This window comes from Ornithinimicrobium jinqii (genome assembly GCF_045032595.1).
Classification (GTDB): domain Bacteria; phylum Actinomycetota; class Actinomycetes; order Actinomycetales; family Dermatophilaceae; genus Ornithinicoccus.
Window position 1 is genome coordinate 39,804 of the sequence record NZ_JBJFZS010000023.1, and the last position, 20,225, is coordinate 60,028.

At 73.5% G+C, this 20,225-nt stretch carries 20 protein-coding genes; all 20 read right to left on the reverse strand.

All coding sequences use genetic code 11. From position 1 onward, the window contains the following. Positions 1–16: 16 nt before the first annotated feature. Positions 17–2,125 (reverse strand): primosomal protein N' family DNA-binding protein, encoded by a 2,109-nt coding sequence (locus ACI3ET_RS11405; RefSeq protein WP_405033168.1) that lies wholly within the window; start codon positions 2,123–2,125, stop codon positions 17–19. A gap of 22 nt (positions 2,126–2,147) precedes the next feature. Beyond that, the gene (gene metK, locus ACI3ET_RS11410; RefSeq protein ID WP_405033169.1) at positions 2,148–3,362 is read right to left on the reverse strand and encodes a methionine adenosyltransferase; all 1,215 of its coding nucleotides are present in this window, start codon (positions 3,360–3,362) and stop codon (positions 2,148–2,150) included. A 43-nt stretch (positions 3,363–3,405) separates the two neighbouring features. Beyond that, positions 3,406–4,680, reverse strand: a complete 1,275-nt coding sequence (coaBC, locus tag ACI3ET_RS11415; RefSeq protein ID WP_405033170.1) for a bifunctional phosphopantothenoylcysteine decarboxylase/phosphopantothenate--cysteine ligase CoaBC — start codon at positions 4,678–4,680, stop codon at positions 3,406–3,408. Positions 4,681–4,696: 16 nt separating this feature from the next. Beyond that, a complete protein-coding gene (gene rpoZ / locus ACI3ET_RS11420) occupies positions 4,697–4,963 on the reverse strand; it encodes a DNA-directed RNA polymerase subunit omega (RefSeq protein WP_405033171.1) in 267 nt (88 codons plus the stop codon). A gap of 4 nt (positions 4,964–4,967) precedes the next feature. After that, on the reverse strand, positions 4,968–5,525 hold the full coding sequence (gmk, locus tag ACI3ET_RS11425) for a guanylate kinase (protein WP_405033172.1): 558 nt from the start codon (positions 5,523–5,525) through the stop codon (positions 4,968–4,970). A 59-nt stretch (positions 5,526–5,584) separates the two neighbouring features. Continuing rightward, a complete protein-coding gene (mihF, locus tag ACI3ET_RS11430; RefSeq protein ID WP_405033173.1) occupies positions 5,585–5,902 on the reverse strand; it encodes an integration host factor, actinobacterial type in 318 nt (105 codons plus the stop codon). Positions 5,903–6,007: 105 nt separating this feature from the next. Continuing rightward, on the reverse strand, positions 6,008–6,847 hold the full coding sequence (pyrF, locus tag ACI3ET_RS11435) for an orotidine-5'-phosphate decarboxylase (RefSeq protein WP_405033174.1): 840 nt from the start codon (positions 6,845–6,847) through the stop codon (positions 6,008–6,010). Positions 6,848–6,849: 2 nt separating this feature from the next. Beyond that, entirely contained in the window at positions 6,850–7,701 is an 852-nt protein-coding gene (locus ACI3ET_RS11440) for a hypothetical protein (RefSeq protein WP_405033175.1), read from the reverse strand. Next, on the reverse strand, positions 7,698–8,492 hold the full coding sequence (locus ACI3ET_RS11445; RefSeq protein ID WP_405033176.1) for an iron-sulfur cluster-binding protein: 795 nt from the start codon (positions 8,490–8,492) through the stop codon (positions 7,698–7,700). Before ACI3ET_RS11445 ends, ACI3ET_RS11440 begins: the two co-directional genes overlap by 4 nt. A gap of 10 nt (positions 8,493–8,502) precedes the next feature. After that, positions 8,503–11,889 (reverse strand): carbamoyl-phosphate synthase large subunit, encoded by a 3,387-nt coding sequence (carB, locus tag ACI3ET_RS11450; RefSeq protein ID WP_405033177.1) that lies wholly within the window; start codon positions 11,887–11,889, stop codon positions 8,503–8,505. Next, complete coding sequence (gene carA, locus ACI3ET_RS11455) at positions 11,876–13,057, reverse strand: glutamine-hydrolyzing carbamoyl-phosphate synthase small subunit (RefSeq protein WP_405033178.1); 1,182 nt, start codon at positions 13,055–13,057, stop codon at positions 11,876–11,878. The genes carB and carA overlap by 14 nt, the downstream gene beginning before the upstream one ends. Continuing rightward, complete coding sequence (locus tag ACI3ET_RS11460; RefSeq protein ID WP_405033179.1) at positions 13,054–14,403, reverse strand: dihydroorotase; 1,350 nt, start codon at positions 14,401–14,403, stop codon at positions 13,054–13,056. Before ACI3ET_RS11460 ends, carA begins: the two co-directional genes overlap by 4 nt. Then, entirely contained in the window at positions 14,400–15,332 is a 933-nt protein-coding gene (locus ACI3ET_RS11465) for an aspartate carbamoyltransferase catalytic subunit (RefSeq protein WP_405033180.1), read from the reverse strand. The genes ACI3ET_RS11460 and ACI3ET_RS11465 overlap by 4 nt, the downstream gene beginning before the upstream one ends. Beyond that, positions 15,329–15,916, reverse strand: a complete 588-nt coding sequence (pyrR, locus tag ACI3ET_RS11470; protein WP_405033181.1) for a bifunctional pyr operon transcriptional regulator/uracil phosphoribosyltransferase PyrR — start codon at positions 15,914–15,916, stop codon at positions 15,329–15,331. Before pyrR ends, ACI3ET_RS11465 begins: the two co-directional genes overlap by 4 nt. Before the next feature lie 63 nt (positions 15,917–15,979). Next, the gene (locus ACI3ET_RS11475) at positions 15,980–16,123 is read right to left on the reverse strand and encodes a cation-transporting P-type ATPase (protein WP_405033196.1); all 144 of its coding nucleotides are present in this window, start codon (positions 16,121–16,123) and stop codon (positions 15,980–15,982) included. A gap of 108 nt (positions 16,124–16,231) precedes the next feature. Next, the gene (nusB, locus tag ACI3ET_RS11480; RefSeq protein ID WP_405033182.1) at positions 16,232–16,645 is read right to left on the reverse strand and encodes a transcription antitermination factor NusB; all 414 of its coding nucleotides are present in this window, start codon (positions 16,643–16,645) and stop codon (positions 16,232–16,234) included. 1 nt (position 16,646) lies between these two features. Then, complete coding sequence (gene efp, locus ACI3ET_RS11485; protein WP_405033183.1) at positions 16,647–17,207, reverse strand: elongation factor P; 561 nt, start codon at positions 17,205–17,207, stop codon at positions 16,647–16,649. 97 nt (positions 17,208–17,304) lie between these two features. Beyond that, complete coding sequence (aroB, locus tag ACI3ET_RS11490) at positions 17,305–18,381, reverse strand: 3-dehydroquinate synthase (protein WP_405033184.1); 1,077 nt, start codon at positions 18,379–18,381, stop codon at positions 17,305–17,307. Beyond that, positions 18,378–18,893, reverse strand: coding sequence for a shikimate kinase (locus ACI3ET_RS11495; protein ID WP_405033185.1), 516 nt, complete (start codon positions 18,891–18,893; stop codon positions 18,378–18,380). The genes aroB and ACI3ET_RS11495 overlap by 4 nt, the downstream gene beginning before the upstream one ends. Further along, on the reverse strand, positions 18,890–20,167 hold the full coding sequence (gene aroC, locus ACI3ET_RS11500) for a chorismate synthase (protein WP_405033186.1): 1,278 nt from the start codon (positions 20,165–20,167) through the stop codon (positions 18,890–18,892). The genes ACI3ET_RS11495 and aroC overlap by 4 nt, the downstream gene beginning before the upstream one ends. Between the last annotated feature and the right edge of the window lie 58 nt (positions 20,168–20,225).

Below are 20,225 nucleotides of genomic sequence, written 5' to 3' on the forward strand. Positions count from 1 at the left end.
TCAACCCGCGAGGAGGTCAGAGAAGGCCGTCTGCGGGGTCCAGCACGGTGCGGACGGCGTCCTCCGCCTTGCGCGCGCCGCGCCCGGCGCGCACCTCGCGGACCGCGGTGGCCAGCCCTCCCTCGACCGACTCCCGGACCAGGGACCGCGCCTGGCCCGACCCGAGGTCGAGCGCGTCGGCCAGCTGGAGGTGGCCCTTCTGGGCCAGCGCCAGGACCACCTCCTGGACGCCGCGCGCCGGCCCCTGCACCGCCACGTGCCGGCGCACGGGCGGTAGGTCCAGCCCCGCCCTCTCGTCGAGCTCTCGCTGGGCCAGCCACACCGGGTCCCAGCGCACGAGCGCCTCGACGGCGGGGACACCCCCGTGAGGGGGGACCCCGCACAGCACGACCTTCGGGGCCGGCGCGCCCGAGTCCGTGGTCCGGTCCACCGACCGCTGCGGGCGGGCCTGCGTGGCCGCCAGCGTCCAGCGGCGCAGCGCCTCGATGCCGGCGTCCAGGGACGCCCGGTCGAGCAGCCGCCACCCGTCGAGCAGTGCCACGGCACGGTAGCCCTCCCGTGCCCAGGGCTCGGCCCCCGGCGTCGCCACGACAAGGGCCGGTTCGGGACCCACCTCCGCCACGACCTGCGCCCCTCCCGAGCTGATCACCCTCGCCCGGGGGAAGGCGCGGCCGAGCTCCTCGGCGGTCCGCAGCTCACCGACCGCCACCGAGCGCAGCCGTGCGGACCCGCAGGAACGGCAGTGCTGGCCCGGAGCGGCGGGCGTGCCGCACCACCGGCAGGCGGGCGTGGCACCCTCGACGGGGAGCCCGACGGGTCCCTCGCAGCGCGGGCACCGGACAGGCACCCGGCAGTCCTGGCAGGCCAGGGACACGACATACCCGTGGCGGGGCACCTGGACCAGCACCGGCCCGTGCTCGAGCCCGTCGCGCAGCGCGCGCCAGGCCACGGACGGGATCCGTGCGGTGCGGGCCCCAGGGTCCCGGTCCTCCTGGTGCCCCTCCCCCGCGACGACGACCGCGGGGGTCAGCGCCCGCAACGCCGCACGCTCGGGCAGGACGTCCGCCACGGTGCCGTCGCGCACCCAGGCCTGCAGCTCCACGCTGCGGGCCGGGCCGCCGATCAGCAGACCAGCTTCCTCCACCCCGGCCCTGACCCTCAGCACCTCACGGACGTGCGGGTAGGGGGTACGCGGCTCGTGGTGCAGGTCGTCGCCGTCGTCCCAGCAGACGAGCAGCCCGAGGTCGGCGACCGGCGCCCAGGCGGCGGACCGGGTGCCGACCACGACCCGCGCGTGTCCGCGCAGCACGCGCAGGAAGGCGCGGTAGCGCGCCTCCGGGCCCAGATCGGCGGTCAGCTGGACGCAGTCCCCCTCCTCGAGCACCTCTTCCAGCGCCGGGAGGAGCCGGGCGACGTCCCGGTGGTCGGGCACCACGACGACGGCGCCGCGACCGCTCCGGCGGGTGGCGGCGACCGCAGCGGCGAGCGCAGCGGGCCAGTCCTGCCCCGGCGGCGCACCCGGCAGCGCCAGCCAGGCGGCGGCGGGGGCGAGGCCGGCCCCGAGCCGGCGCAGGAGGGCACCCCCGGCGGGGTAGGCCGCCCACGCCGGTTCGGCCGGGCCGTCGCCAGGGGTGGGCGGGACGGGCGGGTCCGGTCCAGCAGCGTCCAGGACGGTCCGGGCCGCCTCCGGCACGGTGCGCTCCGCTCTCGCGTGCCGGTGCGGGACGGCGAGACGGACCACGTCGGCGAGGGTGCCGCCGTAGTGGTCGGCGACCGCTCGCGCCGCCAGCGCCACGTGCGGCGTCAGCACGGACTCGGGGCTGACGACCCGGCGCAGCTGCGTGAGACGCCCGGTGTGCTCGGCGCCGGCCCGCCGCTCGAGGACGTAGCCGTCGTGGTCACGACCGGAGAAGCGCACCTTGACGCGCGCGCCGGGGCGCGCCGTGCCGGACAGCTCCGCGGGCACGAGGTACTCGAAGGGGCGGTCCAGGTGCGGCAACGGCGTGTCGACGAGCACCGTGGCCACCGGGTCGACCTCGGCCAGCGGCGTGTCGGAGACCGGCGTCGTGCGCGGCCGCCGGCGCGCCGGGCTCGGGACCGGCACGAGGGAGAGCTGCTCGCTCATCTGCTCACCGCCCGTGCCGGCGTCAGACCGCGGAGCGGAGCTCGTCCAGGCGGTCCAGCCGCTCCCAGGTGAACGCGTTGTCCACGCCCGGGGCCGACGTGCGACCGAAGTGCCCGTAGGCGGCGGTCGGCTGGTAGATCGGCCGGAGCAGGTTCAGCTCCTGCACGATCGCGGCGGGTCGGAGGTCGAAGACCTTGGTGATCGCGTCCTGGATGCGCTCGACCGGGACGGTCTCGGTGCCGAAGGTCTCGACGTAGAGACCCACCGGGTGGGCCGTCCCGATGGCGTAGGCCACCTGGATCTCGCACCGGCTCGCCAGCGCGGCCGCCACGACGTGCTTGGCCACCCAGCGCAGCGCGTAGGCGGCCGAGCGGTCCACCTTGCTCGGGTCCTTGCCCGAGAAGGCGCCCCCGCCGTGGCGGGCCATGCCCCCGTAGGTGTCGACGATGATCTTGCGCCCGGTCAGCCCGGCGTCGCCCATGGGGCCGCCGATCGTGAAGATCCCGGTGGGGTTGACCAGCATCCGGTAGTCGTCGGTCTGCAGCTCGACGCCGTCGGCCTGGGCCGAGCGCAGCACCGGCTCGATCACCCGGTCGCGGATGTCCGGGGTGAGCTGGTCGGCGAGCGAGACCTCGGGCGCGTGCTGCGTGGACAGCACGACGGTCTCCAGCCGCACCGCGCGGTCGCCGTCGTAGGCGATGGTGACCTGGGTCTTGCCGTCCGGGCGCAGGTAGTCCAGCTCGCCGGACTTGCGGACGGCGCTCAGCTGCTGGGCGAGCCGGTGCGCGAGGTAGATCGGCAGCGGCATGAGCTCGGGCGTGTCGTCGCAGGCGTAGCCGAACATCAGGCCCTGGTCCCCGGCGCCCTGCACGTCGAACGGGTCGGCCTCGGCCACCGAGCGGCTGGCCAGCGCGGTGTCCACCCCGACCGCGATGTCCTCGGACTGCTCGCCGATCGAGACCTCCACGCCGCAGGTGCGTCCGTCGAAGCCCTTGTGCGAGTTGTCGTAGCCGATGGCCAGGATCGTCTCGCGCACGATGCGCGGGATGTCGGCGTAGCCGCGGGTGCGGACCTCGCCGGCGACGTGGACCAGACCGGTGGTGACGAGGGTCTCGACGGCCACGCGGGACCCCGGGTCCTGGCGCAGGAGCTCGTCGAGGATGCCGTCGCTGATCTGGTCGCAGATCTTGTCGGGGTGTCCCTCGGTCACGGACTCGGACGTGAACAGGCGGGCCATGGGTCTCCTCGGGGCTGCAGCGGCTGCTGACGGTGCGGGCAGTCTACGGCTGGTCGCCGACGGGCCCCGGGGCCTCCACAGCAAGGGCCGGCCCGACCACGTCCCACAGTGCCTCGGCGATGCGGTCCTTGCCCGTGGGGCCGACCGTCACGACCTCCCCGGAACCCGGGCGCAGCAGGTGCACCGTGCTGGTGTCCTTGCCGAAGGTGGTGTCGACGCCCACCTCGTTGGCCACGAGGAGGTCGCAGCCCTTGCGCTCGAGCTTGGCGCGAGCATGAGCGAGGACGTCCCCGTCCTCGTCGCCGGTCTCGGCAGCGAAACCCACGAGGTAGGGCGTGCGCGCACCGCCGCGTCGCTCCACGAGTCCGGCGAGGATGTCGGGGTTGCGCACCAGCTCGACGACCGGTGCGCCGTCGTCGACGGCGTCGTGCGTCTTCTTGATCTTCGTGCCGGCGTAGCGGGCGGGACGGAAGTCGGCCACGGCCGCCGTCATCACCACGACGTCGACCGCGTCCTCCGCGAGCACCCGGTGCACGGCCGCCTCCAGCTCTCGTGCCGTCTCGACCGCCGTCACGTCGCAGCCCGGTGGCGGGGGGATCTCGACGTTGCAGGACAGCAGGCTCACGCGGGCACCGCGCTGCGCGGCGGCCACGGCCACGGCATACCCCTGCTTGCCCGAGGACCGGTTGCCGAGGAAGCGGACGGGGTCGAGGGGCTCCCGCGTCCCCCCCGCCGTGACGACCACGTGCCGTCCGGTCAGGAGGCCCGGCCGCCCCTGGGGCTGACCGGTCCTGGTCGCCACCGCGGCGAGGGCGGCCCGCACGATGTCCTCCGGCTCGGGCAGGCGTCCCGGGCCGGTGTCCGCCCCGGTGAGGCGACCCGACGCCGGCTCGACGACGACGGTCCCCCGCTCCCGGAGCGTCGCGACGTTGGCGACCGTGGCCGGGTGGGTCCACATCTCCGTGTGCATGGCGGGAGCCATCACGACGGGGCAGCGGGCGGTCAGAAGGGTGTTGGTGAGCAGGTCGTCGGCGATCCCGTGCGACGCCCGGGCGAGGAGGTCGGCCGTGGCCGGCACCACGAGGACGAGGTCGGCCTGCTGGCCGAGCCGCACGTGCGGGACGCCGGGCACGTCGTCCCAGACCTGGTCGGAGACCGGGCGACCGCTGAGCGCCTCCCACGTCGGCGCGCCCACGAAGCGCAGGGCGGCCGCGGTCGGCACGACGCTGACCTGGTGCCCCGCCTCGGTGAGGAGCCTCAGCACCGAGCAGGCCTTGTAGGCGGCGATCCCCCCCGAGACCCCGAGCACCACGCGCACGCGGACGCCCCGAGGGTCAGGCGGACTCGGGCTGGCCGAGGTGCAGCTTGCCCTGGTCGACCTCGTGCAGGGCGATGGAGAGCGGCTTGTCGGTGGCGTCGGCCTCGACGAGAGGACCGACGTACTCCAGGAGACCCTCGGAGAGCTGCGCGTAGTAGGCGTTGATCTGGCGGGCCCGCTTGGCGGCGTAGATGACGAGCGCGTACTTGCTGTCCGCCCGCTCCAGGAGGCTGTCGATCGGCGGGTTGGTGATGCCGTCCGGGTGAGCGATGGTGCCGGTCACGTTGTCACGCTTCCTTCTGGTGGGAGGGGTCGACCATCAAGTGTACGAGTTCCTCGGCGGCCCGGGCGACATCGTCGTTGACGATGGACCGGTCGAACTCGTCGACGCAGGCCAGCTCGGTGCGCGCCGTGGCCAGCCGGACCTCCCGCTCCTCCGGGGACTCGGTGCCGCGTCCGACCAGGCGGTCGACCAGCACCTCCCACGACGGGGGCTCGAGGAACACGAAGAGCGCCTCCGGCATGGCCTCCCGCACCTGGCGGGCGCCCTGCAGGTCGATCTCGAGCAGGGCCGGCCGGCCCTGCTCGAGGGCCAGCTCGACGGGACGTCGCGGGGTCCCGTAGCGGGCACGCCCGTGCACGACCGCCCACTCCAGCAGGTCCTCCTGCGCCAGCAGCCGGTCGAACTCGACGTCGTCGACGAAGTGGTAGTGCTGGCCCTCGACCTCCCCCGGGCGGGGTCGCCGGGTGGTCGCGGAGACCGACAACCAGACCTCGGGGTGGTGCTCGCGGACGTAGTCGGCCACCGTCCCCTTGCCGACGGCCGTCGGCCCGGCGAGGACCACGAGCCGCGGACCGGCCGTGACCCCGGCCCTCGTCCCTGGGCCCGGGGCTGGGTGCGTGCTCAGCGCTCGCCGAAGCGCTCGAGCAGCTGGGCGATCTGGTTGGCTCCCAGCCCGCGCACGCGCCGGCTCTCCGAGATCCCGATCTCCTCCATCATCTGACGAGCCCGGACCCGGCCCACCCCCGGCATCGACTCGAGGAGAGCCGAGACCTTCATCTTGCCGATGACGTCGTTCTCCTTGCCGTCGGTGATGACGTCCTTGAGCGAGCCCTGGGCGTTCTTGAGCCGGTTCTTGACCGCGGCGCGCTCGCGGCGGGCCGCCGCCGCCTTGACGAGAGCCTCGGCACGCTGCTCGGGCGTCAGCTGGGGAAGTGCCACTGTCGAACTCCTCGATCGGTCTGTGGGCTGCGGAGGACCCGCTGCACAGTGAACTTATCCACTCGGCCGGGGGCTTGCCAACCCAGGGCCGTCGTGCCCGGGACCTCAGGCCTCCAGGGCTCGGCGCAGGTCAGCGGTCCACCGGGCCGTGACGTCGCGCAGCTGCGTGGGGTCGGGGCCGGCAGCGAGCACCCCGCGGCTGATCGGCACGAGCACCCGCTCGGTCAGCCCGGCGAAGGTCCTGGCGACGTCGTCGGGACCGGCGCCCTGGGCACCGACCCCCGGAGCGAGGACGGGCGCGCCCGACCCGACGAGGTCGAGTCCGAGCTCGGCCGGGACGGTGCCGAGGGTGGCCCCCACGACCAGCCCGACGTCCCCGACCGGTGTCCGACCCACGTTGTCGAGAGCGACCTGCGCGACGACCCTGGAGGCGACCGACGGCTGCCCGACCCGCTGGACCTCACGGCCCTCGACGTTGGAGGTCAGCGCGAGCACGAAGACGCCACGACCGGTGGAGCGGGCGAGGTCGATCGCCGGCCGCAGGGCGCCGTAGCCGAGGTAGGGGCTCAGCGTGACGGCATCGGCCGCCAGTGGCGCCCCGTCCGCGAGGTAGGCCTCCGCGTAGGCCTCCATGGTGGAGCCGATGTCGCCGCGCTTGACGTCCAGGACGGTCAGCACACCGCGGTCGCGGCAGGTGTCCAGGACCTTTTCGAGGACCGCGATGCCGGCTGCCCCGTGCCGTTCGTAGAAGGCGGACTGCGGCTTCACGGCTGCGCACCGTCCGGTGACGGCGTCCAGGACCGTCCGACTGAAGGACCCGAGCCCCTCGGGGCTGTCCGGCAGCCCCCAGTCGCGGAGCAGCTGGGCGTGGGGGTCCAGCCCCACGCACAGGGGGCCGTGCTCCTGCATCGCCAGGGACAGGCGGGCGCCGAAGTGGGTGGTCATGACTACCTCCAGGGGTCGTCGGGCGGGGACGTCGGGGGACGGGGGGACGGCGGGCGCTCGCGCGTGCCGAGGACGGCTCGGCGCACCGGGTCGAGCAGCGTGGGGTCGGCCCACAGCGCCGTCCCGAGCTGGACGGCCGTGGCACCGTCGTGCACCGCCTGCCGCGCAGTGGTCGGGTCGTGGATGCCGCCCGCCGCGACGAGGGGCGCCCCCGGCCAGCGCTGCTCAGCAGCAGCCTGACGGAGCAGACGCAGCGCGGACCGCGTCACCGCTGCGGTCGAGGGCCCTGACCACCAGCGGCTGGCACCGAGCGGTACCTGGCCCGCGACCACGACCGCGTGGGCACCCCCGGCCACGGCCGACCTTGCGCAGGGCACGAGCGCAGGGTCCAGCGCACCCAGGCGGGCGAGCAGGAGAACCCCTCGGGGCGCAGCCTCGCGGACGCGGGCCATGGCCTTGATCACCGCCTGCTCCTCCGTGCCGCGCAGGTCCACCTCGACGCCGACCACGGCGTCACCCTCGACCGACCGGCAGACCTGCCCGACGACCGCGGCGAGGTCACCCGGCGAGCGTCCGCGCACCGCGAGGCAGGCGCTCAGCCCCCGCGCGGACGCCCAGGACAGGAGCTCGACCGCCGAGTCCACCGACACCCCGTGCGCGTCCTCGTGCTCCAGCCCCCCCACCCCGGCCCCGTGCACCACCGTGCCGCCTGTCCGCGTGCGCCGGCTGCCCGCCGTGACCGGTCCGACCGGCAGCGGCACACCGACCAGGTCGACGAAGCGCGCGAGCGCACGCGGGTCGGTGATGGCTCCCGGTCCCAGCCAGACGGGGGGCACGACGCTCCGCGGACTCATGACGGCTCGTCCCCGAGCAGCCACTCGCCGGGGAGGACCGGCCCCTCCAGGCACGGCCGGAGCACGCGTGCGACGCCGGCGTCGACCACCTCGAGGTCGCACGCGCCGCACAGGCCCGTGCCGCAGACCAGGGTGTCCCCGGCCAGGTCCAGCGCGCAGGCCCGCACCGTCCGGCCCGCCGACCGGGCCTCCTCGGCCACGTCGCGCAGGACGGGGACCGGAGCGGCCGCGTACACGACGGCGGGGTCCACGGCCGGGTCGGCGAGCATCCGTGCGAGCGTGGCCGTCAGGTCCTCCGGCAGCGCCAGGACGACGGTGCGGGCGTGGCGGCGCAGGTGGACGAGGTCGAGGTGCAGCTCCGGGTCGGAGGCGCCGAGCAGGACGTGCACGACGCAGCCGCGCTCGCGCAGCACCTCGAGCAGCCAGCGCAGCGGGACCGCCCCCGTCTCGTGCCCCACGAGCAGCACGGGGACGGGCTCGGAGGGTGCTGCGAAGCCGCGACCGAGCGGCCCGAGGACCCTGACCACCTGGCCCGGCGCCGCCCGGCCGACGGGGAGCAGGAGGTCGAACACGGTGCCGTGCACAGGATCCGCGTGCACGCCGGCCAGCCACAGCACCTCCGGGAGGATCCGGCCGGCCGTCGGGTCGGCCGGGACGACGACGAACTGCCCGGGGCGGGACCGGCGCCATCCCGGACCGTCGGGCACGCTCAGGCTGACCAGGTCGTGGGCACCCGCCGCCCGCACGCCGGCGACGACGGCCTCGGCGACCGGCACCGCTGTCGCGGTCACGCGCGGGCCCTCAGGCGGTGGGACGGTCGGCCACCGTCCGTCCGTGCAGGTCGAGCCGCGCCGCGTGCTCCTGGAGCGACGACACCTGCAACGACCCGGCGCGCATCGCCTCGATGCCCAGCACCGCGGCGGAGAGCTGCTGCACGGTGGTGATGATGGGCTTGTCGAGGCTCGTGGTGGCTGCGCGGATGGCGTAGCCGTCCGCTCGCGCGTCGCGTCCCGACGGCGTGTTGATCACCATGTCGACCTCGCCAGAGGTGATCCGGTCCACGATCGTGGGCTCGGTGCCGTCCGGCCCCCGGCCCTGGCTGTGCTTGCGGACGACCTCGGCCGTGATCCCGTTGCGCCGCAGGACGTCCGCGGTGCCCTCTGTGGCCAGCACGGTGAAGCCCAGGTCAACCAGCCGCTTGACCGGGAAGATCATCGATCGCTTGTCACGGTTGGCCACCGAGACGAAGACGAGCCCCTCGAGCGGCAGGCTCGAGCCGGCGCGCAGCTGGCTCTTGGCGAACGCCGCCCCGAAGGAGGCGTCGATGCCCATCACCTCGCCGGTGGAGCGCATCTCGGGACCGAGGATGGAGTCGATGGCCTCCCCGGTCTGGGTCCGGAAGCGGCGGAACGGCAGGATCGCCTCCTTGACCGAGAAGGGCGCGTCGACCGGCATGGCACCGCCGTCGAGGTGCCGTGGCAGCACACCCTCGTCGCGCAGCTGGGCGATCGACGTCCCCATCATCACGCGGGCCGCGGCCTGCGCAAGCGCGACGCCGGTCGCCTTGGCCACGAACGGCACGGTCCGGCTGGCGCGCGGGTTGGCCTCGAGCACGTAGAGGACATCCTGCGCCAGGGCGAACTGTACGTTGATCAGGCCGCGCACGCCGATGGCCTCGGCCAGCCGGAGGGTGGCTGCCCGGACCTCCTCGAGCTCGCTGCGGCCCAGCGTGAAGGGTGGCAGCACGCAGGCCGAGTCGCCGGAGTGGATCCCCGCCTCCTCGATGTGCTCCATGATGCCGCCGACGTAGAGGTCGTGGCCGTCGTAGATCGCGTCGACGTCGATCTCGAGCGCGGTGTCGAGGAACCGGTCGACGAGCACGGGGTGGGCCTGGTCGGAGGCGGCTCTCGTGGCCCGCCCGACGTAGGCGGCGAGGGTCTCGTCGTCGTAGACGATCTCCATCCCGCGGCCGCCCAGGACGTAGGAGGGCCGGACCAGCACCGGGTAGCCGATCTCGTGCGCGACGACGAGCGCCTCCTCGGCGTTGTAGGCCAGGCCGTGGCGAGGTGCGGTGAGGCCCGTCTCGGCCAGGATGCGCCCGAAGGCGCCACGGTCCTCGGCGAGGTGGATGGCCTCCGGCGAGGTCCCCACGACGGGGACGCCCTCGGCCTTCAGCGCGGCGGCCAGCCCCAGCGGCGTCTGCCCTCCGAGCTGGACGATCACGCCGGCGAGCGGACCGGCCGCACGCTCGGCGTGGACGACCTCGAGCACGTCCTCCAGCGTGAGCGGCTCGAAGTAGAGGCGGCTGGACGTGTCGTAGTCCGTGGAGACGGTCTCGGGGTTGCAGTTCACCATCACCGTGTCGAAGCCGTGCTCGCGCAGGGTGATCGAGGCATGCACGCAGGAGTAGTCGAACTCGATCCCCTGCCCGATCCGGTTGGGGCCCGAGCCCAGGATGAGCACGGCGGGCCGCTCGCGCGGTCTCACCTCGGTCTCCTCGTCGTAGGAGGAGTAGTGGTAGGGCGTGAGGGCGACGAACTCCCCCGCACAGGTGTCGACCGTCTTGTAGACGGGCCGGACCCCGAGCGCGTGACGCACCCCGCGCACGACGCTCTCGTTCATCCCGGTGATCTCGGCGAGCTGGGCGTCGGAGAAGCCGTGCCGCTTGGCCCGCCGCAGCAGCTCCGGGGTCAGCTGTCCCCCGGCAGCGGGCCTGGCAGTGGCCCTGACCTCCTCGGCCAGCGCGTTGAGAAGCGCGATCTGGTCCAGGAACCAGGGGTCGATCCCGGTCGCGTCGTGCACCTCCTCGACCGAGCAGCCTCCGCGCAGCGCCTGCTGCACCAGCACCAGACGACCGTCGGTGGGGGTCCGTGCCTGCTCCATCAGGGCGCGAGCCATCTCCGGGGACGGTGCCTCGTCGGCGCGCCAGTGGAACGAGCTGCCCCGGCGCTCCACGGAGCGCAGTGCCTTCTGCAGGGCTTCGGTGAAGTTGCGGCCCAGCGCCATCGCCTCGCCGACCGACTTCATGGTCGTGGTCAGCGTCGGGTCCGCGGCCGGGAACTTCTCGAAGGCGAAGCGCGGGACCTTGACGACCACGTAGTCGAGCGTGGGCTCGAACGCGGCGGAGTAGAACGGTCCTCCGGTCGCGGGGTCGGTGCCCCCGCCGGACGTGATGTCGTTGGGGACCTCGTCCAGGGTGTAGCCGAGGGCCATCTTCGCTGCGATCTTCGCGATCGGGTAGCCGGTGGCCTTGGAGGCCAGGGCGGAGGACCGGGACACGCGGGGGTTCATCTCGATGACGATGATCCGTCCGTCGTCGGGGTTGACGGCGAACTGGATGTTGCAGCCGCCGGTGTCGACCCCGACCTCGCGGATGATCGCGATGCCGATGTCCCGCAGCCGCTGGTACTCCCGGTCGGTCAGGGTCATGGCCGGGGCCACCGTGATCGAGTCGCCGGTGTGCACGCCCATAGGGTCGAGGTTCTCGATCGAGCAGACCACGACGACGTTGTCGGCTCGGTCGCGCATGACCTCGAGCTCGTACTCCTTCCACCCCAGGATCGACTCCTCCAGGAGGACCTCGGTGGTGGGGCTGTCCTGGAGCCCCGCACCGGCGATGCGGCGCAGCTCCTCGGGGTCGTGGGCGAAGCCGGAGCCGAGCCCGCCCATCGTGAACGAGGGACGGACGACGACCGGGTAGCCGAGCTCGTCGGCCGCGGCCAGGACCTCGTCCATCGTGTGGCAGATCATCGAGCTCGCGACCTCGGCCCCGCAGCGCTTGACGACGCCCTTGAAGAGCTGGCGGTCCTCGCCCAGCTGGATGGCCTCGACGTTGGCGCCGATGAGCGGGCAGCCGTACCGCTCCAGCACCCCGGCCTCGTGCAGCGCGATCGCCGTGTTGAGCGCGGTCTGCCCACCGAGGGTGGCCAGGACGGCGTCCGGGCGTTCCTTGGCGATGATCATCTCGACGATCTCCGGCGTGATCGGCTCGACGTAGGTCGCGTCCGCGACCCCCGGGTCGGTCATGATGGTGGCCGGGTTGGAGTTGACGAGGATGACGCGTACCCCCTCCTCGCGCAGCACCCTGCAGGCCTGCGTCCCGGAGTAGTCGAACTCCGCTGCCTGACCGATGACGATCGGGCCGGACCCGATCACGAGGACCGAGCTGATGTCGTCACGCCTGGGCACGTGTGCCCCTTCCTGTGGTGAGCAGCTCGACGAACCGGTCGAAGAGGTACTCCGCGTCGTGCGGACCGGCGGCCGCCTCCGGGTGGTACTGCACGGAGAACGCGGGCACGGCCTCGCAGCGCAGACCCTCGACGACGTCGTCGTTGAGGGCGACGTGCGAGCACCGGACCGGCCCGTAGGGGGTGTCCGCCGGCTGGTCGGTGGGCAGCCCCTCGGGCCAGGCGATCGCGAAGCCGTGGTTGTGGCTGGTCACCTCCACCTTGCCGGTCTCGCGGTCGAGGACCGGCTGGTTGATCCCCCGGTGGCCGAAGGTGAGCTTGTAGGTGTCCAGACCGAGGGCCCGACCGAGCAGCTGGTTGCCGAAGCAGATGCCGAAGAACGGGATCCCGTCCTCCAGCACGCGCCGCAGCAGCTCGACCTCGTGGTCGGCCGTGGCGGGGTCGCCCGGTCCGTTGGAGAAGAAGACGCCGTCGGGCTGCAGGCGCAGGACGTCGTCGTAGCTGCTGGTGGAGGGCAGGACGTGGACCTGGATCCCGCGGGCAGCCATCAGCGTCGGCGTCGTCCCCTTGATGCCGAGGTCGAGCGCGGCGACGGTGAAGCGCGTCGGTGTGCCCTCGGGGGGTGCGACCACATACGCCTCCGGGGTGGTCACCTCGGCGGCCAGCGCGGAGCCGGCCATCTGCGGGGCGTCCCTGACGACCTGGAGGAGCTGCTGCTCCCCCGCCAGCGCGGCCTCCCCGGAGAAGATGCCCACACGCATCGCGCCGTGGTCCCGCAGGTGCCGGGTGAGGGCGCGGGTGTCCACGCCGCTGATCCCGACGACGCCACCGTCGCGGAGCGCGGCGGCCAGGTCGCCCTGCGAGCGCCAGTTGGAGGGGCGGATGGCCGGGTCGCGGACGACGTAGCCGGCCGCCCAGATGCGCCGGCTCTCGCCGTCGGCGCTGTTGACGCCGGTGTTGCCGATGTGCGGCGCGGTCATGACGACGACCTGCCGGTGGTAGGACGGGTCGGTGAGGGTCTCCTGGTAGCCGGTCATCCCGGTGGAGAAGACCGCCTCGCCGACGGTCTGGCCGACGGCGCCGAAGGACTCGCCCCGGAAGGTGCGCCCGTCCTCCAGGACGAGCACCGCCGGACCCTGCGCGGTGGGGGTGCTGGTGGTGCTGCTCACTGCTCCTCCTCCCCCCAGACCAGGCCCTCGCGCGCCGTGACCCGGCCGCGGAGCATGGTCAGGTGGACGGCCCCGGTGAGCTCGCGCCCGTGCCAGGGGTTGTTGCGGGACAACGACTTCGACAGTGCGGCGTCGACGGTCACGGTGCGGCCGGCGTCGACCAGCGTCAGGTTGGCGGGGGAGCCCACGGCGAGGCCCAGTCCCTGGGTGGTGAGCCGCGCGATCCGCGCCGGGGCCTGCGACATCACCCGGGCGACGTCGGCCCAGCTCATCCGACCGGTCTGCACCATGAGGGTGCTGACCACACCGAGAGCGGTCTCCAGCCCGAGCATGCCGAAGGCGGCGTCGACGAACGCGTGCTCCTTGTCCTGGCGGACGTGGGGGGCGTGGTCGGTGGCGACGCAGTCGATCGTGCCGTCCGCGAGCGCCTCCTGCAGGACCTGGGCGTCCTCGGTGGGCCGCAGCGGCGGGTTGACCTTGAACAGGGGGTCGTAGCCCCGCAGCAGGTCCTGCGTGAGCATCAGGTGGTGCGGCGTCACCTCTGCGGTGACGTCGATCCCCTGCGCCTTGGCCCAGCGGACCACCTCGACGCTGCCGGCCGTGGACACGTGCGCGACGTGGACCCGGGACCCGGTGTGCCGGGCCAGCATGACGTCCCGGGCGACCACCACCTCCTCGGCGACAGCCGGCCAGCCGGGCAGGCCCAGGCGTCCGGAGAGCTCGCCCTCGTGGCAGCAGGCCGTGCCGTCGGCCAGGCGCGGGTCCTGGCTGTGCTGGGAGATCACGCCGTCGAAGGCCTTGACGTACTCGAGGGCCCGGCGCATGAGCCGGGCGTCCTGCACGCAGTGCCCGTCGTCGGAGAACACGCGGACCCGGGCCCGCGAGCGGGCCATCAGCCCGAGCTCGGCGAGCTCGGTCCCGGCCAGCCCCTTGGTCACGGCCCCGACCGGGTGGACGTCGACGTACCCGGCCCGTCGGCCCAGGTCGTGCACCCGCTCGGCGACCTCCGTCGTGTCGGTCACGGGGTCGGTGTTGGCCATCGCGAGCACGGCGGTGAAACCACCGACCGCCGCGGCCTGGGACCCCGTGGAGATGGTCTCGGCGTCCTCGCGGCCGGGCTCGCGCAGGTGGGTGTGCAGGTCGACGAAGCCGGGCAGGAGCACGAGCCCGTCGGCGGCCAGGGTGCGGGTGCCCGAGGGAGCCTGCTGCCGCGCCTCGTCGCCGAGCGCCGCGATGCGTCCGTCGACGACGAGGACGTCGCGGGCGGCCCCGGCACCGAGCACGTCGGCGCCCTGGACGAGCACGGCGGGGTCGGGGGCGACGTCCCGGGTGGTGGTGCGGCTCACTGGTCGCTGCCTTCCCCTGCGAGGAGGTGGTAGAGGATCGACATCCGCACGGCCACGCCGGCGGAGACCTGGTCGAGGACCAGGGACCGGGCCGCGTCGGCGGCCTCGGCGGAGATCTCCAGGCCGCGGTTCATCGGTCCCGGGTGGGCGATGACCGCGTGGTCCTGGAGGAGGGCCAGCCGGCGCGGGGTGAGGCCGTAGGTGACGGCATACTCCTTGGCGGTCGGGAAGTAGCCGCCGCTCATCCGTTCCCGCTGGACGCGCAGCATCATCACGGCGTCCACCGTGGGCAGGACGGCGTCGAGGTCGTAGGAGGTGGCGAAGCCGTCGGTGGTGGACCAGAGGTCGATACCGCTGGGCATGAGCGTGGGTGGCGCCACGAGCGTGACCCGGGCGCCGAGCTTGGCCAGCGAGAGCAGGTTGGAGCGCAGCACGCGGGAGTGGGTCAGGTCGCCCACGATCGCGACGTGACGGCCCTCCAGGTCCCCCAGCGCGCGGCGCAGCGTGTACGCGTCGAGCAGCGCCTGCGAGGGGTGCTCGTGCGTGCCGTCGCCGGCGTTGACGATCGAGCAGCCGACCCACTCGGCGATCTGCTGCGGAGCCCCGCTGGCGGGGTGGCGGATGATCATCATGTCGACGCCCATCGCATCGATCGTGAGGACGGTGTCGCGCAGACTCTCCCCCTTGGAGGCCGAGGTCCCCTTGCCGGTGAGGTTGATCGTGTCGGCGCTCATCCACTTGCCGGCGATCTCGAAGCTGCTCCGCGTGCGGGTGGAGTCCTCGAAGAAGAAGTTGATGATCGTGCGCCCGCGCAGGGTCGGCAGCTTCTTGACGTCCCGGTGCTGGACCTCGTGCATGGTCTCGGCCGTGTCCATGATCGCGAGGATCTCCTCCCGCGAGAGGTCGGCGATCGAGAGCAGGTGCTTCATGCCCCACCGCCGGCCTCGACCGGGCCGGGGGCGATCCGCACGCCGTCGGAGCCGGGGCCGTCCTGCTCGTCGAGCCGCACCATGACCCGCTCAGAGTGCGAGGTCGGCAGGTTCTTGCCCACGTAGTCGGCGCGGACGGGCAGCTCGCGGTGACCGCGGTCCACCAGGACCGCCAGCCGGACCGCCCGGGGCCGGCCCAGGTCGGCGAGGGCGTCCAGGGCCGAACGGACGGTCCGCCCGGAGTAGAGGACGTCGTCGACCAGGACCACGATGCGGTCGTCGATGCCGCCCTCCGGGATGTGGGTAGGCTCCACCGCACGGGTCGGCTGGCTGCGCAGGTCGTCGCGGTACATCGTCACGTCGAGGGATCCGACGGGGATCTGCACCCCCTCGACCGCAGCGAGCGCGTCGGCCAGCCGACGCGCCAGGTGGGCACCGCGGGTGGGGATCCCCAGGAGGACGAGACGGTCGGGGCCCTTGTTGCCCTCGAGGATCTCGTGGGCGATGCGTCGCACCGCCCGGTCGATGTCGTCGCCGGTCAGGACCTCTCGTCCCGTCCCGGCCGTGTCGGGGGCAGCACTCACAGCCCGTCTCCTTCCCCGCCTCGCAGGACGGTGGTTAAAGGATGTAGCTCGGTGCCCGTCACTCTACTGCACCGGCCGGGGTGGCCTGCCCGTCCTCCCGGACCCGCGGGCGACGGACCAGCTTGCGCCAGGTCGCGACCGGGGGGGCGCACGGAGCTCGTTGGGTCCGTCGCGGCGCAGCCGCTCTGCCGCCTCCTGCGTCGTCAGTCCCGTCTGCGGGAACCGTGGTCAGGTCCGCGAGGATCTGGTCCAGGGGGACGGCGGACATGACCTGGGGTTGCACGAGGGCACCACCTCGTCGTCGTGCTCCTCGGCTCAGCGGACCATGTCCTTGACCTCCGCCACCCGGGCGAGGAGCCCGTTGACGAAGCGCGGCGAGTCGTCGGTCGACATGTCCTGGACGAGCAGGACCGCTTCGGAGATGGCGACGTTGTCGGGGACGTCGTCGTTCCAGACGATCTCCCAGGTGGCCAGGCGCATGGCCGCCCGGTCCACGGACGGCATCCGTTCCAGCGACCAGCCCTGCGAGTACGTCGTGAGGACCTCGTTGATCGCCGCCCAGTGGTCCAGGACCCCCCGCACCAGCTCCACGGCATACTCGGGCAGGGGGTGCTGGGTCGTCGGGGTGGCGACCCGCTCCTCGAGCAGGGAGCCGACGTTCAGCCCCCGTTGCTCGGCCTCGAAGAGCACCTCCAGGGCGCGCTTGCGCGCCTTGGTGCGGGCGGCCACCTCAGCTCACGCGGCCGAGGTAGGAGCCGTCGCGGGTGTCGACCTTGACCTTGGTGCCGGCCTCGAGGAACAGCGGCACCTGGATCTCGGCGCCGGTCTCCAGGGTGGCCGGCTTGGTGCCGCCCGTGGAGCGGTCTCCCTGGAGGCCGGGCTCGGTGTGCGTGACCTCCAGGACCACGGACGCGGGCAGCTCCACGTAGAGCACCTGACCGTCGTGCTGCGCGATCATCGCCCGGCCGTTCTCCAGGAGGTAGTTCGCGGCGTCGCCCATCGCCTGCGGCGAGACGTGGACCTGCTCGTAGGTCTTCTCGTCCATGAAGATGAAGTCGGTGCCGTCGTTGTAGAGGTACTGGAAGTCGGACCGGTCCACGGTCGCGGTCTCCACCTTGGTGCCGGCGTTGAAGGTCCTGTCGACGATCTTGCCGGAGGTGACGTTCTTGAGCTTGGTGCGCACGAAGGCCGGGCCCTTGCCGGGCTTGACGTGCTGGAACTCCAGCACCTGCCACAGGCCGTTGTCCATGTCCAGGACCAGGCCGTTCTTGAGGTCGTTCGTGGTTGCCACAGCGGTGTCTTCCTTCGCAGATCGGTCACGTCGGTGGGGAGCGGGCCGGCGCGGACACGGACCCAAACCTGGTCAAGTCTAGCGGCGACCGCCCCGGTCAGCTGACGGCGTCGTAGGCGGCCCGGAGCACGTGCTCGTCGGGGGCGGTCAGCCGGGCCGGTCGTGCCAACCCTTCCAGCACCACGAAGCGCAGCGTGGAGCCCCGGGCCTTCTTGTCGCGGCCCATGGCGGTGCGCAGCTGGTCCCAGCGTCCGGGCAGGTAGGAGGTGGGCAGGCCCACGGAGGCCAGGACCGAACGATGACGTGCCAGGAGGGCGGCGTCCAGGATGCCGGTGCGGTGCGCCAGCTCGGCGACGTAGACCAGGCCGACGGCCACCGCGTCACCGTGCCGCCAGCGGTAGTCCTCCACCTGCTCGACGGCGTGCGCGAAGGTGTGGCCGTAGTTGAGGATCTCCCGCAGGGAGGACTCCCGCAGGTCCGCGGCGACGACGTCCGCCTTGACCTGGACCGCGCGGACGACGAGCTCCACGGCCAGCGCGGGGTCGACCGACGGGTCGGTCGCCGCGGCCGGGTCGGCCTCCACCAGGTCGAGGATGGTCGGGTCGGCGATGAACCCGCACTTGAGGACCTCCGCCAGCCCGGAGACGTAGTCGGCGCGGGCCATCGTCGCCAACCAGGCGGGGTCGCACAGCACCGCGGCGGGCGGGTGGAAGGCGCCGACCAGGTTCTTGCCCTCGGCGGTGTTGATCCCGGTCTTGCCGCCCACGGCGGCGTCGACGACCCCGAGCAGCGAGGTCGGGACCTGCACGACCTCGACGCCGCGCAGCCAGGTGGCGGCGACGAAGCCGGCCAGGTCCGTGGCTGCGCCCCCGCCGACGCCGACGACCAGGTCGTCGCGGGTGAAACCCTCCTGGCCCAGCCGCGCCCAGAGGGAGACGAGCACCTCGGCCGTCTTGCCGGCCTCGGCGTCCGGGACCTCGGCCAGGACGGGTCGGGCACGGTGCGCCCTCAGCAGGTCCACGACGTCCGCGACGACCTCCGCGCGGCCAGGTTGGTGCACGACCAGCACGCGGCGTCCTTCCCTCGCGTGCGGCCCGAGCTGCTCCAGCGCCCCCGGGCCGACGTGGACGTCGTAGGGGCGGTCACCCCCGACCGTGACCGTGCGCGTCGTCATCGACCCAGCCCCAGCCCGGCGACGACCTCGTCCGCGACCTCGTCGGGGGTCCGGGACCCGGTCTGCACGTGCAGGGTCGACAGGGACTCGTAGACGGGCCGTCGGGCGTTCATGAGCCGGGTCCACGAGGCACGGGGGTTGACCAGCAGGAGGGGGCGCGAGGCGTCGAACCCGACCCGGGACGCGGCGTCCGCGATCGTGACGTCCAGGAAGACGACCCGGTGGTCGCCCGACCGCAGGAGGCCGGCGACCTCGTCCTGCATGACGGCGCCACCTCCGAGGGCGACGACGCCCGGTTCGTCCGCGAGGGCTCGGGCGACCTCGGCCCGCTCCAGCGCCCGGAAGGTCGGCTCACCGTCCTCGACGAAGATGTCGCTGATCGTGCGGCCGGTCGCGGCCTCGATCGCGGAGTCCGTGTCGTGGAGGTCGACCCCGAGTCGTGCGGCGACGGCCGCGCCGACGGTCGTCTTGCCCGCCCCCGGTGGGCCGATCAGCACGACCAGCGGGCTCACCGCTGCACCGCCGCGCCCTGGGGGACCCCGCCGGGGGTGCGCAGGTGCTCGGGGACCGCCGCGAGGTATGCCGCGTGGTTGCGGGCCACCTCCGTCACCGAGTCGCCCCCGAACTTCTCCAGCACCGCGTCGGCCAGGACGAGAGCCACCATCGCCTCGGCCACCACGCCGGCGGCCGGCACCGCGCACACGTCGGAGCGCTGGTGGATCGCGGTGGCGGCCTCCCCCGTGGTCGTGTCGACCGTGCGCAGGGCCCGGGGCACGGTCGAGATCGGCTTCATCGCCGCCCGCACGCGGAGCACCTCACCGGTGCTCATGCCACCCTCGGTCCCGCCGCTGCGCAGGCTCACGCGTCGGACGAGCCCGTCGGCGTCCCGCTCGATCTCGTCGTGGGCCTGGCTGCCGCGACGGGCGGCCGTGCGGAAGCCCTCGCCGACCTCGACCCCCTTGATCGCCTGCACGCCCATGAGCGCCGCTGCGAGACGGGCGTCGAGGCGACGGTCCCAGTGCACGTGGGAGCCGAGGCCCGGCGGCAGCCCGTAGGCCAGCACCTCGACCACGCCTCCGAGGGTGTCACCGTCCTTGCGTGCGCCGTCCACCTCGGCGACCATGGCCGCGGAGCGGGCCGGGTCGAGGGTGCGCACGGGGTCGGCGTCCACGTCCTCCACGTCGTCCGGCGTGGGAAGCTGGTCGAGGGTGGGTGCGTCGTCGTCCGGCCCCGGCACACCGGCCCGGCCGATGCTCACCGTGTGCGAGACGAGCCGGACCCCGACGGACTGCTCCAGGAAGGCGGCGGCCACGGCGCCGAGCGCGACCCGCGCAGCGGTCTCCCGCGCGGACGCCCTTTCCAGGACGGGGCGGGCCTCGTCGAAGCCGTACTTGGTCATGCCGACGAGGTCGGCGTGCCCGGGACGCGGGCGGGTGAGCGGACGGTTGCGCGCCTGCTCCTGCGGTGCCCCCACGTCGTCCGCGCGGAGCAGGGCCTCGTCCTCGACCGGCTCGGGACTCATCACCGCCGACCACTTGGCCCACTCGGTGTTCTCGATCTGCAGCGCCACCGGCGAACCGATGGTCAGCCCGTGGCGCATGCCCCCCAGGAAGGCCAGCCGGTCGGCCTCGAAGGACATGCGTGCCCCCCGGCCGTAGCCCAGCCTCCGACGCGCCAGGGCCCCCTCGACGGCCGCCCGCTCGACCCGCACACCCGCTGGCAGCCCCTCCAGGATGGCGGTCAGTGCAGGTCCGTGCGACTCTCCGGCAGTCAACCAACGCAGCATGCGCCAGATTCTCCCATGCCGCGGGTGGACACCGGACGCAGCGTCAGGGGGCGCCCCC

What these genes read in the sequence shown, in the direction of transcription:
- ACI3ET_RS11405 (WP_405033168.1), bottom strand. Translation starts at nt 2,125, where the DNA reads ATGAGCGAGCAGCTCTCCCTCGTGCCGGTCCCGAGCCCGGCGCGCCGG.
- metK (WP_405033169.1), bottom strand. Translation starts at nt 3,362, where the DNA reads ATGGCCCGCCTGTTCACGTCCGAGTCCGTGACCGAGGGACACCCCGAC.
- pyrF (WP_405033174.1), bottom strand. Translation starts at nt 6,847, where the DNA reads ATGACCACCCACTTCGGCGCCCGCCTGTCCCTGGCGATGCAGGAGCAC.
- ACI3ET_RS11440 (WP_405033175.1), bottom strand. Translation starts at nt 7,701, where the DNA reads ATGAGTCCGCGGAGCGTCGTGCCCCCCGTCTGGCTGGGACCGGGAGCC.
- ACI3ET_RS11465 (WP_405033180.1), bottom strand. Translation starts at nt 15,332, where the DNA reads ATGAAGCACCTGCTCTCGATCGCCGACCTCTCGCGGGAGGAGATCCTC.
- aroB (WP_405033184.1), bottom strand. Translation starts at nt 18,381, where the DNA reads ATGACGACGCGCACGGTCACGGTCGGGGGTGACCGCCCCTACGACGTC.
- aroC (WP_405033186.1), bottom strand. Translation starts at nt 20,167, where the DNA reads ATGCTGCGTTGGTTGACTGCCGGAGAGTCGCACGGACCTGCACTGACC.